Genomic DNA, 14,061 nt, shown 5'->3' with positions numbered 1-14,061 from the left:
GAATGTTCGAAACAAACCCCAATTCCCGTAAAATTGCCGTCATCGGCCTGGGTTATGTCGGCCTGCCACTGGCAGTGGCATTTGCCGGGACTGGTCCGGTCATTGGGTTTGATATCAATGCCGAACGCATTGACGCGTTGCGCGCGGGGCTGGACAACACTCAGGAAGTAGAACGCGAAGATCTGACCGCTGCGACAGGTTTGATCTTTACTTCGGAACCTACCGATCTGGCGGGATGTGACACCTTTATTGTGACGGTTCCAACGCCAATCACGGCGGGCAAACAACCGGATTTGTCGCCCTTGCTAAGTGCGTCCGAGACGGTCGGACGTTTTTTGAAAAAGGGTGACTTGGTGATTTACGAGTCCACGGTTTATCCAGGTGCAACCGAGGAAGACTGTGTGCCTGTCCTCGAGCGGGTTTCCGGACTTACATTCAACGCGGATTTCTTTGCCGGATACAGCCCAGAGCGGATTAACCCCGGTGATAAGGGCCATCGGATCTCGGACATTTGCAAGGTGACCTCGGGTTCAACCCCCGAAGTTGCCGATTTGGTAGATGCTCTTTATGGCCGGATTATCGCGGCGGGTACGCACAAAGCGGAAAGCATCCGCGTGGCGGAAGCCGCGAAAGTTATCGAAAACACCCAACGCGATCTGAACATCGCGCTGGTCAATGAATTGGCGATGATTTTTGGACGCCTGGGCATTGATACTGATGCCGTTTTGCGCGCAGCTGGCACCAAGTGGAATTTTTTGCCCTTCCGTCCTGGCCTGGTCGGCGGACACTGCATCGGCGTCGATCCTTATTACCTGACACATAAGGCAGAGGCGGTCGGCCATCATCCACAGATCATTCTGGCCGGGCGACGCCTGAACGACAGCATGGGCGGCTATGTCGTGTCGCAACTGGTAAAGCGGATGACCCGCGTCGGGATTGATGTAGGATCGGCGCGCGTGCTGGTCATGGGGCTGACATTTAAGGAAAACTGCCCGGATCTGCGCAACACAAGGGTCGTCGATATCATAGACGAACTTAAGGATTACGGTATTGAGGTCGATGTGCACGACCCGCACGCCGATGCCGCGGAAGCGTTGGCCGAGTATGGAATTTCCCTTGTCGCCGCCCCCAATGAACGCGCCTATGACGGCGTCGTTTTAGCCGTCGCACATCAGGAATTCCTAGATGTCAAACCCGCGCAAATCAGAGCGTATGGAAAAGACACAAGCGTGGTCTTCGACGTTAAGTCGGTCCTACCGATAGAGGCCAGCGACCTCCGCCTTTGAGCACAAAAGAAAACCGGCGCTATAAGCGCCGGTTCTTTGTTTCTTACCCGCCGAAATCGTCGAGCATGATGTCTTCGCGGTCCACGCCCAGATCTAGCAGCATGTTGATGACCGACTGGTTCATGATTGGTGGGCCACACATGTAGAACTCACAGTCCTCAGGCGCAGGGTGGTTCTTGAGATATTCTTCGAACAGAACATTGTGGATAAAGCCGGTGTAGCCTTTCCAATCGTCCTCTGGCTGCGCATCCGACAGGGCAACATGCCATTCAAAGTTGTCGAATTCCTCGGCCAGAGTGTCGAAGTCATCGACAAAGAACATCTCTTTCTTCGAACGCGCGCCATACCAGAAGCTGATTTTGCGGTCTCGATTTTCCAGACGCTTGAGCTGGTCGAAGATGTGACTGCGCATGGGCGCCATACCGGCGCCACCGCCGATAAAGACCATCTCTTTCTGGGTGTCGCGGGCAAAGAATTCGCCGAACGGGCCCGAGATGGTAACCTTATCACCCGGTTTCAGGTTGAAGATGTAGGACGACATCTGACCCGCTGGGATACCCTCGGAACCAGGAGGTGGCGAGGCAACGCGGACGTTCAGCATGATCATGCCTTTTTCGTCCGGGTAGTTGGCCATTGAATACGCGCGCTCGATCGGTTCGTTCACAACCGATTCATACTGCCACAGATTGAAGCGGTCCCAATCTTCGCGGTATTCCTCTTCCACGTCGAAATCAGTGTATTTCAACGCATGCGCAGGGGCTTCGATTTGGATGTATCCGCCAGCGCGGAAATTCACGTCCTCGCCCTCGGGCAGATCCAGCGTCAGCGCCTTAATGAAGGTTGCCACGTTTTCGTTTGAGCGAACCGTGCATTCCCATTTCTTGACGCCAAAGACCTCTTCGGGAACTTCGATGTCCATGTCCTGCTTGACCGCAACCTGACAGGACAAGCGGTCGCCGCAGGAGGCTTCGCGCTTGGTGATGTGGCTTTCTTCGGTAGGAAGGATTGAACCACCGCCTGAATGCACACGCACACGGCACTGCGCACAGGTGCCACCACCACCACAAGCGGACGGCACGAACAACTTCTCAGCCGCCAATGTTTGCAGCAGTTTGCCACCTGCAGGAACGGAAATGGTTTTTTCACCGTTGATAGTGATGTTCACATCGCCGGTCGATACCAGTTTCGAACGGGCGGCCATGATGAGGGCCACCAAAGCGACAACGATCAGGGTAAAAAGGACGACGCCCAGGCTAAAAGTTTCCATTCGTCCCTCCTTACAGCTTCACGCCCGAGAAAGACATGAAGGCCATAGCCATCAGTCCCGCGGTGATGAAGGTGATGCCAAGGCCCTGCAGACCATCGGGAATGTCCGAGTACTTCAGCTTTTCACGCACACCAGCCATCGCAGTGATCGCCAGCGCCCAACCAAAGCCCGAAGACAGACCATAGGTGGCGGCTTCGGCGAAGTTATAGTCACGCTCGACCATGAACAGCGATCCACCCAGAATGGCGCAGTTCACCGTGATCAGCGGCAGGAAGATCCCCAGCGCGTTGTAGAGCGGCGGGAAATACTTATCCAAAACCATCTCGAGGATCTGCACCATCGCCGCGATCACGCCGATGTAGGAAATCAGACCAAGGAAGGTCAGGTCCACATCAGGGAAACCCGCCCAGGCCAACGCGCCGGGCTTCAGCAGATAGCTGAGCAGCAGGTTGTTCGTGGGAACGGTGATCGCCTGCACAACCATCACCGAAATACCCAGACCCAGCGCAGTCGAGATCTTCTTGGACACGGCGATGAATGTACACATCCCGAGGAAGAAGCTGAGCGCGAGGTTTTCAACAAAGATGGCCTTTACGGCCAGTGAAATCAGACCTTCCATCAGTGGGCCTCTACCTGCTGAATTTTGTATTCACGTTCTTCGACCTGGTTCGGCTTCCATGTGCGGAAGGCCCAGATGATCAGGCCGATGATAAAGAACGCGGACGGCGGCAGCAGCAGCATGCCGTTGGGCACGTACCAGCCACCATTGTTGACGGTCTCCAGAATGGTGACGCCAAACAGCGACCCGTTGCCGAACAGTTCGCGAATGAAGCCAACAAGCAGCAGGATCAGACCGTAGCCCATTCCGTTGCCCAGGCCGTCAATGAAGGACGCGACGGGCGGGTTCTTCATCGCAAATGCTTCGGCGCGGCCCATCACGATACAGTTGGTGATGATCAGGCCGACAAAAACCGACAAGGTTTTGGAAATCTCAAAGGCGTAAGCCTTGAGAACCTGATCCACCAGGATCACCAGCGAGGCGATGATCACCATCTGGACGATAATCCGGATCGAGCCCGGGATCTGGTTGCGCAGGCATGAGATGAAGAAGGACGAGAACGAGGTCACGAAGGTAACCGCCAGCGCCATCACGAAGGAAACCTGCAGCGAAGAGGTTACCGCCAGTGCCGAACAGATACCCAGCACCTGCAGTGTGATCGGGTTGTTGTCGACAAGCGGGTCGACCAGCATCTCTCTCTTGGTCTGGGACATCAGAACTCTCCTGCTTGCAGTTTGGCCAGGAACGGAGCGAAGCCCGCATCACCCATCCAGAATTTCACCAGGTTATCAACGCCAACCGAGGTCAGCGTGGCACCGGCCAGCGCATCTACATAAAAGTCGGGGCCAGCGGCAGGTTGCGACTTGGATACTGTGATCTGCAGATCACCGGCATCATCCCGCAGCTTCTTGCCGTTCCACAACGCTTTCCAACGCGGATTGTCCACTTCGGCGCCAAGACCGGGGGTTTCGCCGTGCTGGTAAAATTGCAGGCCGTAGATATCGTTGCCGTTGTTTTCCAGCGCGATAAAGCCATAGAGCGTCGACCACAGACCGTAGCCGTGCAGCGGCAGGATCACCTTGTCCAACTCGCCGGATTCGTCGCGCAGCAGGTAGACAACACGGTACAACGCCTTGCGACCGATACCAGCCGGGTCATCGTCCAGTGCGACACTCAGCTCTGGATCGCTTGCGGCGGCCAGATCGTCGAAAGTTGCGGGATCGAACCGGTCGTCGACGAACTCACCCGTCGAAAGTTCAACAACGTGCGGCTCGAATGCGGCGAACGCCTCAGACACGTCGGTGCCGGGTTCATAAACACCAGCTACCTGCAGAACGTTGATCTGCTTGTCCTTCAGCGCGTTGGCTTCCTGGACCGGGCGCAGGCTAACGGCTGCGGCTGACACGACCATCGAGGCCACCAGACAAACGGCGACGGCGATAAAGATCGTTTTACCGACCGAGTCCGGCGAGGCCGCCAGAAACTTGGCAATCGCGCCCTTGGGTTCTGGGGATTGCGTATCAGACATGGCGACGCGCCCTCCGTTTGATGTTTGCCTGAACGACGAAGTAGTCAATCAGCGGTGCAAAGACGTTACCGAACAGGATTGCCAGCATCATGCCTTCGGGGAAAGCGGGGTTCACCACACGGATCAACACAACCATGATACCGATCAGAGCACCGTAGATATACCGGCCCATGTTGGTATGGCTGGCTGAAACGGGCTCGGTCACCATGAAAGCCAGACCGAAAGCGTAACCACCGACGACGACGTGCCAGTACCATGGCATCGCGAACATCGGGTTGGTATCCGACCCAATGAGGTTAAACAGCAGCGTCAGACCTATGGTCCCAGCCAGACAGCCGACAATCAGTCGGAAATTGGCGATGCGGGTCGTTAGCAGGAATGCCAGACCGATCATACAAGCCAGCGTTGATGTTTCACCAAAGCTGCCCTGCATCTGACCAAGAAATGCATTCCACCATGTCAGCCCCTCGGTGGCCAACGCCTGATATCCTTCTGAGGCGGATACCGACAGAGCTGTCGCGCCTGAAAAGCCATCAACCGGGGTCCAAACCGTGTCACCTGACATGTTCGCCGGATAGGCAAAGTACAGGAACGCACGACCGACGAGTGCTGGGTTCAGGAAGTTCTTGCCAGTGCCACCAAAGACTTCTTTACCAATCACCACCCCGAAGATGATGCCCAACGCAACCTGCCAAAGTGGCGTAGATGCGGGCAAGATTAGCGTGTAAAGCATGGAAGTTACGAGGAAACCCTCGTTCACTTCATGGCCGCGAACAGTCGCAAAGATGACCTCGAAGATACCGCCTGCAACCAGAGTGACGATGTAAATCGGCAGGAAATACATCATCCCGTGCATCACATTGGCAAAGATGCTGGCGGGGTTCAGCGAGATACCGAACATCTGCAGAATGGCGATCCGCCAGCCAGTGGCTGAATCGGGTCCAAGCGCGGCAATGGCCGAGTTCGCCTGAAAGCCGGTATTGTACATTCCCCACAGGATACAGGGGATCGTGGCGATCACGACATAAGTCATGATCCGCTTCATATCCACGTAGGACCGCGCATGGGGTGCAACGGAGGTTACGGTTTTCGGAGTGTAGATGAAGCTTTCGACCATCTCGTAGATGGGGAAATACTTCTCGTACTTGCCGCCTTTGGTAAAGTTCGGCTCGATCCGGTCAAAGAAGTTGCGCAAACCCATTCGGATCAGCCCTCCTTTTCAATCTTTGTCAGGCAGTCGCGCAGCGCCAGCCCATATTCATATTTCGCCGGACAGGCAAAGCCGATAAGGCCAAGGTCCTCTTCGTCCAGCTCCAGCGCACCCAGCGCCTGTGCAGTATCGGTGTCCATTACCAGCAAAGCGCGTAGCAATTGCGTCGGCAAATAGTCCTGCGGCATCAACTGTTCGAACGTACCGGTCGGCACCATTGCACGGCGTCCGCCATTCAGATTGGACGTGAATGCAAACAGCTTCTTGGCAAAGGCCGAGCCGAGAACTGGCTGAACCGCGTATTTCGACGGCATCGGAAGAATCCAGCCCAACGTATGCTGATCATGGTCTTCGCGGATGATGCTGATCTGGCGCGCGAAACGGCCCAGGTAGGCTTGTGGCCCCTCTGCATGGCGGCCCGACAGGATCGAGCCTGAGATCACACGGGCAGTCCCGTCCACATTAATTTCGTCGCGGGTCAGATCATCAGTCGATGCCCCCATGACAGTGCGGATCAGGCGGGGCTGACGCGCGCCGGGGCCTGAAAGGGCAACCACGATGTTCGGATCCAGATGACCCGTTTGCATCAGACGACCAATCGCGATGACATCCTGATAGCCAATTGTCCAAACCTGCTTTTCGCCGGCCAGTGGCTCAAGGAAGTGGATGTGGGTTCCAGCCAGGCCTGCGGGGTGCGGTCCGGAAAATGCTGCGGCTTCAACACCCGGAATGTCGGCGCCCGGCAGGGCTGCGCCCTCATTTTGGCACAGATACGTCTTGCCATCGGTCAGCTTGGCAACTGCGCTCAAGCCGACAGCAAAGGCGTCACCCGCATCCTGGATAATGATCTCGGCATCAGCGGCCAGAGGCTCACTATCCATCGCGGTCACAAAAATTGCTGTGGGCTTGGTACCCGGTGCGGGCATCTTGGAATAGGGCCGCGTGCGGAAAGCGGTCCACAGGCCAGCCGCACATAGACGTTCGGTCACGCCCTCGGCGGTATCGGCGTCGCCCACAGCCGAGAAATCCAGACCTGTGTCGTTGACGTCCGAGACTTCGATCACGACGCTCTGCAACACCCGACGCGCACCACGGTTGATGGCCACGATCTTGCCGCTGAGCGGGGCGACCATCATCGCCACGGGCACGTCCTTGTGGCAAAACAACGGTGTGCCCCGCTGAACCTCTTCACCCTCTTGAACCAGCATGCGCGGTTTCAGGCCCAGATAATCAGCCCCCAAAACCCCGACAGACCTGAATTCAGGACCCGGTTGGATCGTCTGCTCTGGCGTGCCTTGCACCGGCAGCTCCAACCCTTTTTTCAGTTTGAAAGTTTGCATGTCGCTACTGTCTTCCAAGCCTCTTTCCTGCAACACATCGTTCCCACCACTGCATAGTGGCACAAAACGATCTGTATGTGGGAGCCTGTGAGCAAAAAAGGCGCATGGCACCTGTTTTCATTCCAAGCTTCGTTTTGATCACGGTCCCTTTACGCGGGGATGTTGCCAAACGCAAACCCGTTGCCGCCTAAATTGCCGATATTTTGTCAAATTAACTTGAAGGGCTGCATTTTGGACCTGTTGAAATTGCATATCGCACCCGCAACACTTCCGGTGTAAGCACCCGGGATGGAACTAAACAACGATTTTGAGATATTTCTGGTCGCAACGCCGGGTCTTGAAGCCCCGCTGCATGCTGAAGCGGTCGAACAAGGATTCGCAGATGCAAAGCCCGTACCCGGCGGCGTCACCAGTCGCGGAGGCTGGCCTGAAGTCTGGCGCGCGAACCTGTGTCTGCGTGGCGCGAACAAAGTTCTGGTGCGACTGGGCGGGTTTCCCGCAGTTCATTTGGCACAACTGGATAAACGGGCCCGAAAATTTCCCTGGGCCGATTTTTTGCGCCCCGATGTGCCGGTCAAAGTCGAAGCGACAAGTCGCAAGTCCCGAATCTACCATGCAGGGGCCGCCCGGCAACGTATCGAAGTGGCAATTTCGGAAACGCTGGGCGCACCGGTTTCATCTGATGCGGCCGTACGCGTCCTGGTGCGCATCGAAAAGGACCTGTGCACATTTTCGATCGACAGTTCCGGCGAGCCATTGCACAAGCGGGGTCACAAACCGGCTGTCGCCAAAGCGCCGATGCGCGAAACGATGGCCGCGATGTTCCTCCGAGAGTGTGAATTTGATGGGTCCGAGCCAGTTCTGGACCCGATGTGCGGCTCTGGCACCTTTGTCATTGAAGCCGCCGAAATCGCGCTGGGGCTGCGTCCCGGCCGTTCCCGCAGCTTTGCATTTGAAAATCTACCGAGTTTTGACCCCGACGTCTGGTCCTCAATGCGCCAACAGCAGCCTACGGCCAAACCGGACGTGGTTTTCCATGGCTCGGACCGCAATAGCGGAGCGATTGAGGCCTCGACCAAAAATGCTGACCGCGCCGGGGTTGCCGATCTCACCATGTTTCAAACGCGCTCGGTCAGCGACATAAAACCCCCGTCAGATTCTGCGGGTCTTGTTATTGTCAATCCACCCTATGGTGCCCGGATCGGGGATGAAAAACGCCTGCGATCCGTTTACGGCAGCTTGGGCAAGGTACTGCAAACCAAGTTCAAGGGCTGGCGTGTTGGTATCGTGACAAGCAACGCAGGCCTAGCTCGATCAACCCGTCTGCCGCTGTTGCCCCCGGGGCCAATTGTGGACCACGGCGGCACCAAAATCCGACTGTATCGAACCGGTGTGCTGGACTGACCTGATGTAGGGAAACGACGAAGGCAATTCGCACAAACGGGACGGAAACCCCCTTGCACATCCAAAAATGCGAGTATAGATCACGCGCCACGGTCGGAGTGTAGCTCAGCCTGGTAGAGCACTGTCTTCGGGAGGCAGGGGTCGGAGGTTCGAATCCTCTCACTCCGACCAACAAAACAAGGCGCCCAAGGGCGCCTTTGTTGTTTTCAGAGGAATGGCCGCAACGATATCCGCAACGTTTCGTTCGATAGATGTGCTCAGTTCGTTCACTACCGGCATCCACCAACTACCGAATTAGCACTTCATATCTTCCAGTCCATAATTCCCGCCGCGTTCTTAAGCGCATCTGGGCTGTAGGACCGATAGACGTTTTCCAGGGTTTCGCGCGAGGTCGCAAAATAGGCCGTGGCGTCCTCCAGTGTCATGCCGCGCATGAACGCCCAGGTAACCGCTGTGTGCTTTAGGGTGTGCGGCGTCACATCCTTTAGACCGGCCCGCTGGACGGCCGCACGAAAGGCCTTGTCGATCCGATCTATCGGCGCCCCCTTAAACGACACTACGTGGCTCCCCTCCTGGGCCCAGGTCTTCATCTCCGCGTGGAGCGTGCCAGGCATCTTGACCATTCCCTTGCGCTTCTTGGTCTCGGCCTCGGCCTTGCCAAGGAAATGGATCACCCCGCTGTCAAGATCGACCCAGCCGCTATCAAGGGAGGGCATCCACTTCAGCCTCGTGATCGCGGTCTTCCGACGTCCGGTGTATAGCGCGATCTTGATGAACCGCTGGACGTGAGAAGCAGAGGCTTCCAGCAGGCGCTGGAGCTCCTCCTCGGTCAGCCAGCGGTCATTGGCGACTCCCTTCTCAGGCAGGGTTACGATCGGTGCATGGCTAACCCTGCGCGACGCCAGGGCGTATTTGACAGCGGCGTTCAGTGTGTTCATCTCGCGCCGGACGGTCCATGCGGCGCACCGCCTCCAGGCCGTATAGCCCCGGCACCTGTCGATGTCGATCTGGGAAACCTTGAGGTCGCTCCAGTAGGGCGACAGTGCCTGTATCGTGTAGAGCAGGCGGTCCCTGTCGCGGACCACCTTTACCTTAGCCTCGCCGTAATGCACCAAAACCTCGCCGACGGTGATCTCGCTCGGGTCGCGGACGCGATCATCTTGCCGCTTCTTGCTGGCAATATAATTGCTCAGGACTTCTTCCGCTGCCTCATGAAATCCATCACCAAAGCCTGTCCGGATCTGTTGCCCTCCGTCGAGGATGACCCAGGCGCCATCGTCCTTACGCTGGAAGAGCCGGGCCGGTTTGCGTTTACGGGGCATGTCGTGAACCTCTTCAATTCGTCGTGAGTCATGTAGTAGCGCTTGCCGAGGCGAACGGCGTTAACCTCGCCCTGGTGAATCAGGGTCCGAACCGTTCTGGGGGTGATCGTGCGATGCAAGGCGGCCGCGAATTCCTCGACGGTGAGAAGTGCTTGGTCGCTACTCATGACGTGAGCTCCCGGAGGTTTGTATCCGTCACCCAGATGCCAGGGTGGCGTTCAGCGGTCGACGTCTCGGGCTTGGGTGTCGAATTCCTGATCTGCATGCGCATTGCCGGGAGGCTCTTTTTTGTGCAATCAATAAGTCTATAGCAAGCACGATGACGGGTGCGCGTTGGAGATCGGAGAAAAATCGTAATCTATTGAAATTTATAAAAAGAAAAAACTGATTGGAGCCTCCGTCCACCATTTTCGATAGCGATTTCTATAACACAGCGGACCAACAACTAATCCAAGCGGCCGCTCTCCAGCGAGCTTCCCGCGCCTCCCTCTGCGTCCTGCTTAAGAAATGCTGTGTCATATGGATGACTGAGAAAGAAATCGGCTCGCGTGTTCCTGTCCCCCGACAACGGGCAGATGTCCGAAATGACTATCTCGGCCGTGATGCGCCGGATCCAAGCTGCCGAGGAGAAGGAGGATCGCCCGGGTTTCCTTGACGCCCGCTCGCGTCGACCAGCAGTGCTTCATGGTCTGCGCTCCAGCTTTAGGGACTGGGCTGCCGAGCGCACTAACTACCCTCGCGACACGGCCAAGATGGCACTGGCACACAACGTCGGCAGTGATGTTGAGCGCGCTTACAGACGCGGAGACACGGTCGAGAAGCGGTGAGGGATGATGGAGGAATGGGCGCGTTTCATAAGCACAAAAAAGGAGACTGTAAAAATGTTAACGAGATGATCTCCGTAGTTGCGTGATGACTCTGAAGCAATCTTACTTTCAGGGCGGGGATCTGCCGTTCACCGAGGCAACTATGGGTGTAGGGAATGCGCTGCCCACGAACCGTCGTGGCTGATCTCACCAATGGCGGCTAGATCGCGCTCTTTCAGCCTGTCATGCGCCTTTCTTTAGCTTGGCTTTGCCATCACACTCAGGGAATCGGACACAGCCAAGAAACGCTCCATAGCGGCCGCGTCGCTCGACAAGCCATCCCGCGTCGCAACTGGGACAAGCCGGCTGGGTCTCCCCGCAATCACCACAAATAAGGACATCACTGGCCCGAGAACGGACCGGGAAACCGATGCCACAGGCGGGGCAAGCCGGCATGCGACTGCCGCACAGCTTCACATGCTCGCAGCGATACCAGTCGCGGCCATCTTTGCCTGCGATATGGAGTAGACGCCCGCCACAAGCCGGACAGGTGTGGGTGTGCTTCTGGGCCTCCGGGGGCACGACTACGCCGAACTCCGGTTCCTTTATCAGCTCCTCGACGAAGACGGAGGGGCGCGCCTCGGACGCAAGGATGGTTACGGACCGCCGGGCCCGGGTCACGGCGACATACATGACACGCCGCTCTTCGGCATTCGGAAATGGCTCGGTCTCGGGTGACACCAAGCTGAGCAGAGGGTCATCGACGATCATCGACGGAAAGCCCATCTTGGCGTTGTCGGCGCCAAGAATGATGACGTGATCAGCCTCAAGGCCCTTCGATGCATGGATGGTCTTGAAGGTGATCGTCGCCCCGGGATTCTGGCGCTGAAGCCGCCCCACATCGGGCCTCAGGAAACGATATCGCCCCAGGATCAGGATCGACGGCTTCCCGCCACCCTTGCCTTCAGTAGCGGCAAGTCCAGCTACGGCGTCGTTCAAGGCAGTCTCCCCCGTGTCGCGGCGTGTCCAGGCAATCCTGATCGAAGGTTCGTCCGTTTCGCCTGCCGGTATCACCGTCTTGGTGATCTGCGCGGGATTACGGAGAACGAAGCGACGCGCAGCCAGTGCGATCTTGTCGACTGACCGAAAGGTCCGGCCAAGATCGACGGTGCGATGGACACCAATGGCCCCTGCATAGATGCCTCCGAACTCCGCACCAAAATTACGCATGATGTGAATGTCCGATCCGGCAAAGCGGTAGATTGACTGCCAGTCGTCGCCGACGGCAAACACCTTGGCATCGGAGTGCTGGTGTTTGAGAGCCCGGATCAGCTTCGCCCGCCCCGTGGAGATATCCTGAAACTCGTCGACGAGAATATGACGGAACGGGCTCTGGTAGCGCCCACTCTCGACGAGCGCCGTCGCGCGGTTCACCATATCCTCGAAGTCGATGCGGTCGCCAAGGCGGGACTGATACTCACGAAAGACCGCGCCGAAAATCTTGAGAAAGGCGTCTGCCCGCGCGCCCATCTTCAGCGTTTGCGCCTTGTCGGAGCAATCCTCAACCTGATAGCCGCCGTTCTTGAAGTGGCGCAGGAAGGTGCCCATCAGCGAGGTGAAGCTGTCCACCACCCCCACCTCGACCACACGATCGTAAATCTCGATGTCCGGGATCGGCCGCAGCGTGACATGTGGTTCGAGCTTTTCGGCAAGCGCTTCGAGCAGTCGGCCTTCTTCACGCTCCCAGCTGTAGGTCTCGACGAGAACCGTCTCGTGTTCGGCATGCACCTGCCGTTTCCAGTGCATGCTTTCGAGGTAGGCATCGCGATCGACGTAAGGTGCCGTGATCAGCTCCTCCTCGTCGTCTCGGCCGCGTTTTTTACGCACGCCGAAATGCTCGATGTAAACGCCGCTCTCTGTCAGCCGGAAATCGGGCATGTAGGTGCGACGCCCGATCTTCTGGAGTTTGTGCTCGTAGCTTGGCTCATATTCGTAAGCGATGCCGTTCCGGAACAGCCAGTTGGCGATCAGAAGCTCTTCGAAGCTTTTCACCGTCTCGCCTTGCAGCGTCCGCAGATTGCGGCATTCGATCTGCGCATACCATTCGTGCTTTGTCTTAAAGTCCCATTCTGTCGGGAATTCGTCGAAGAAACCAGCGAACCAGCCGATCACGGTCTGGGCGATCTCGTTGGCGGTCGCCACGATGTGCCGCAAGATCTCCTTCATCAGCGACAAGAACGCCTTGTCGTCGGTCGCGGTCGGCGACAAAGGCGGCTTCTCGCCTTCCACTTCGCCGATGATCTCATAGGCCAACGAGTGGAAGGTGCGTGCCGTCACGGGGACCCCGCACCTGGCCTCTATCCGCTCCGACATCTCGGTTGCGGCATCCTTCGCGAAGGCCAGCAGCAAAAGCTCGCTCGGCTTCCGAATTCCTGCCTTCACAAGGTAGGCGGCCTTCGCGGTGATCACGCTGGTCTTGCCCGACCCCGCGCCGGCCAGAACCAGCGTCGCGTCTTCGTCGACGACGACGGACAGCCGCTGTTCCGGCGTCAGCGGCATGGACTCGACCGTGTCGAAGAAATCCTTCCAACGAAGCAATTGAGCTTCCACGAACGCCTCGATTGACGCGTCCCGGGCGGCATTCGGATCGGATGCGAACGCCATGATCGGCGCAATTCGGGAAATCACCTTGTCACCGACGGCTTCTGCATTGAGCTTGGACAGCACCCTGACGCTCAGGTCGACAGCATCGTCCGCAAGTGGGGCTACGCGGCATGCTGCGGGATAAGCATTCGGCACTTTGAGCGCATCGAGCGCATGCAGGATGCGCCGGACAGCGGCGTCCTCCTTCTCCAACTCCGCCCGATTGAAATCCGTCCATGCGTTGGCGGCGGCGTCGGCGAAGGTTCTGGCCGCCGCCATATTCACCGCCGGCAAAGTCAGGTTGCGATCGTCTCCAAGATCGAGTGATAGCGACGACGAAAGAAGGCCCTTCCTCACTGATGGGCGCGTCGCGATAGCTTCAAATCCTATCCAGGGCGAACCAGCGCCGCGTGCCGCAATACCCTTTTCACGCAGCGTCAGGGATCTTGGGTGTCGGCCCAGAGGGTCAACCAAGAACCCTAGGAAGGATTTTGAGACGAGATTCATGTGCACCGAAATGTCAGTCTTTTTCTGGGTGTAGCAAATATTGTAAAGCGGGAAACCTTAAGGAACGCATTTCTGGCGCGAATGGGCGGCTACTTTGTTCATTTTTGCACGACAATGCTCTCGAGCCGGGTGAGCGGTTGGGTGAAGAGCCGACTTTTGCTGCAATCAGCACCAGGGGCAGCTATGCGC

Annotated in this window: 10 protein-coding genes, 1 tRNA gene and 1 pseudogene; 3 read left to right on the top strand and 9 right to left on the bottom strand. The window is 57.4% G+C overall.

Annotation, left to right across the window (positions count from 1 at the left end):
- Positions 1–2 precede the first annotated feature (2 nt).
- Positions 3–1,286 (top strand): Vi polysaccharide biosynthesis UDP-N-acetylglucosamine C-6 dehydrogenase TviB, encoded by a 1,284-nt coding sequence (gene tviB, locus AC2FFH_RS10585; RefSeq protein WP_496844401.1) that lies wholly within the window; start codon positions 3–5, stop codon positions 1,284–1,286.
- 43 nt (positions 1,287–1,329) lie between these two features.
- On the opposite strand, the gene nqrF is transcribed toward tviB, so the two are convergent.
- From nqrF to AC2FFH_RS10555, 6 genes are read right to left on the bottom strand one after another with little or no spacing between them, the layout of a single operon-like run.
- Positions 1,330–2,553, bottom strand: a complete 1,224-nt coding sequence (gene nqrF, locus AC2FFH_RS10580) for an NADH:ubiquinone reductase (Na(+)-transporting) subunit F (protein WP_496770058.1) — start codon at positions 2,551–2,553, stop codon at positions 1,330–1,332.
- A 10-nt stretch (positions 2,554–2,563) separates the two neighbouring features.
- A complete protein-coding gene (gene nqrE, locus AC2FFH_RS10575; protein ID WP_010441340.1) occupies positions 2,564–3,172 on the bottom strand; it encodes an NADH:ubiquinone reductase (Na(+)-transporting) subunit E in 609 nt (202 codons plus the stop codon).
- Positions 3,172–3,825, bottom strand: a complete 654-nt coding sequence (locus AC2FFH_RS10570; protein ID WP_058272101.1) for an NADH:ubiquinone reductase (Na(+)-transporting) subunit D — start codon at positions 3,823–3,825, stop codon at positions 3,172–3,174. The genes nqrE and AC2FFH_RS10570 overlap by 1 nt, the downstream gene beginning before the upstream one ends.
- Positions 3,825–4,640: a Na(+)-translocating NADH-quinone reductase subunit C gene (locus AC2FFH_RS10565; protein WP_496734630.1), complete on the bottom strand. Its 816-nt coding sequence runs from the start codon at positions 4,638–4,640 to the stop codon at positions 3,825–3,827. The genes AC2FFH_RS10570 and AC2FFH_RS10565 overlap by 1 nt, the downstream gene beginning before the upstream one ends.
- Positions 4,633–5,841: an NADH:ubiquinone reductase (Na(+)-transporting) subunit B gene (locus AC2FFH_RS10560; protein WP_109311030.1), complete on the bottom strand. Its 1,209-nt coding sequence runs from the start codon at positions 5,839–5,841 to the stop codon at positions 4,633–4,635. Before AC2FFH_RS10560 ends, AC2FFH_RS10565 begins: the two co-directional genes overlap by 8 nt.
- 5 nt (positions 5,842–5,846) lie before the next feature.
- A complete protein-coding gene (locus AC2FFH_RS10555; RefSeq protein ID WP_496770064.1) occupies positions 5,847–7,190 on the bottom strand; it encodes a Na(+)-translocating NADH-quinone reductase subunit A in 1,344 nt (447 codons plus the stop codon).
- Between the two features lie 288 nt (positions 7,191–7,478).
- Between AC2FFH_RS10555 and AC2FFH_RS10550 the strand changes: the two genes are divergently transcribed.
- Entirely contained in the window at positions 7,479–8,594 is a 1,116-nt protein-coding gene (locus AC2FFH_RS10550; protein WP_496844381.1) for a THUMP domain-containing class I SAM-dependent RNA methyltransferase, read from the top strand.
- Positions 8,595–8,688: 94 nt separating this feature from the next.
- Positions 8,689–8,765: transfer RNA gene (locus AC2FFH_RS10545), tRNA-Pro, on the top strand.
- 131 nt (positions 8,766–8,896) lie between these two features.
- On the opposite strand, the gene AC2FFH_RS10540 is transcribed toward AC2FFH_RS10545, so the two are convergent.
- The 3 genes and pseudogenes from AC2FFH_RS10540 to AC2FFH_RS10530 all read right to left on the bottom strand — a co-directional run bounded on the left by AC2FFH_RS10540 (position 8,897) and on the right by AC2FFH_RS10530 (position 13,872).
- A complete protein-coding gene (locus AC2FFH_RS10540; protein WP_496844380.1) occupies positions 8,897–9,916 on the bottom strand; it encodes a tyrosine-type recombinase/integrase in 1,020 nt (339 codons plus the stop codon).
- A 17-nt stretch (positions 9,917–9,933) separates the two neighbouring features.
- A pseudogene (locus AC2FFH_RS10535) lies at positions 9,934–10,083 on the bottom strand (helix-turn-helix domain-containing protein); the annotation flags it as partial.
- 882 nt (positions 10,084–10,965) lie between these two features.
- Entirely contained in the window at positions 10,966–13,872 is a 2,907-nt protein-coding gene (locus tag AC2FFH_RS10530; RefSeq protein WP_496844379.1) for a UvrD-helicase domain-containing protein, read from the bottom strand.
- Positions 13,873–14,061 lie beyond the last annotated feature (189 nt).

The sequence above is a fragment of the Ruegeria sp. YTSC003 genome, from assembly GCF_059609785.1.
This window is presented reverse-complemented; position numbering and strand designations above follow the sequence as displayed.

What these genes read in the sequence shown, in the direction of transcription:
- tviB (WP_496844401.1), top strand. Translation starts at nt 3, where the DNA reads ATGTTCGAAACAAACCCCAATTCCCGTAAAATTGCCGTCATCGGCCTG.
- nqrF (WP_496770058.1), bottom strand. Translation starts at nt 2,553, where the DNA reads ATGGAAACTTTTAGCCTGGGCGTCGTCCTTTTTACCCTGATCGTTGTC.
- nqrE (WP_010441340.1), bottom strand. Translation starts at nt 3,172, where the DNA reads ATGGAAGGTCTGATTTCACTGGCCGTAAAGGCCATCTTTGTTGAAAAC.
- AC2FFH_RS10570 (WP_058272101.1), bottom strand. Translation starts at nt 3,825, where the DNA reads ATGTCCCAGACCAAGAGAGAGATGCTGGTCGACCCGCTTGTCGACAAC.
- AC2FFH_RS10565 (WP_496734630.1), bottom strand. Translation starts at nt 4,640, where the DNA reads ATGTCTGATACGCAATCCCCAGAACCCAAGGGCGCGATTGCCAAGTTT.
- AC2FFH_RS10560 (WP_109311030.1), bottom strand. Translation starts at nt 5,841, where the DNA reads ATGGGTTTGCGCAACTTCTTTGACCGGATCGAGCCGAACTTTACCAAA.
- AC2FFH_RS10555 (WP_496770064.1), bottom strand. Translation starts at nt 7,190, where the DNA reads ATGCAAACTTTCAAACTGAAAAAAGGGTTGGAGCTGCCGGTGCAAGGC.
- AC2FFH_RS10550 (WP_496844381.1), top strand. Translation starts at nt 7,479, where the DNA reads ATGGAACTAAACAACGATTTTGAGATATTTCTGGTCGCAACGCCGGGT.
- AC2FFH_RS10540 (WP_496844380.1), bottom strand. Translation starts at nt 9,916, where the DNA reads ATGCCCCGTAAACGCAAACCGGCCCGGCTCTTCCAGCGTAAGGACGAT.
- AC2FFH_RS10530 (WP_496844379.1), bottom strand. Translation starts at nt 13,872, where the DNA reads ATGAATCTCGTCTCAAAATCCTTCCTAGGGTTCTTGGTTGACCCTCTG.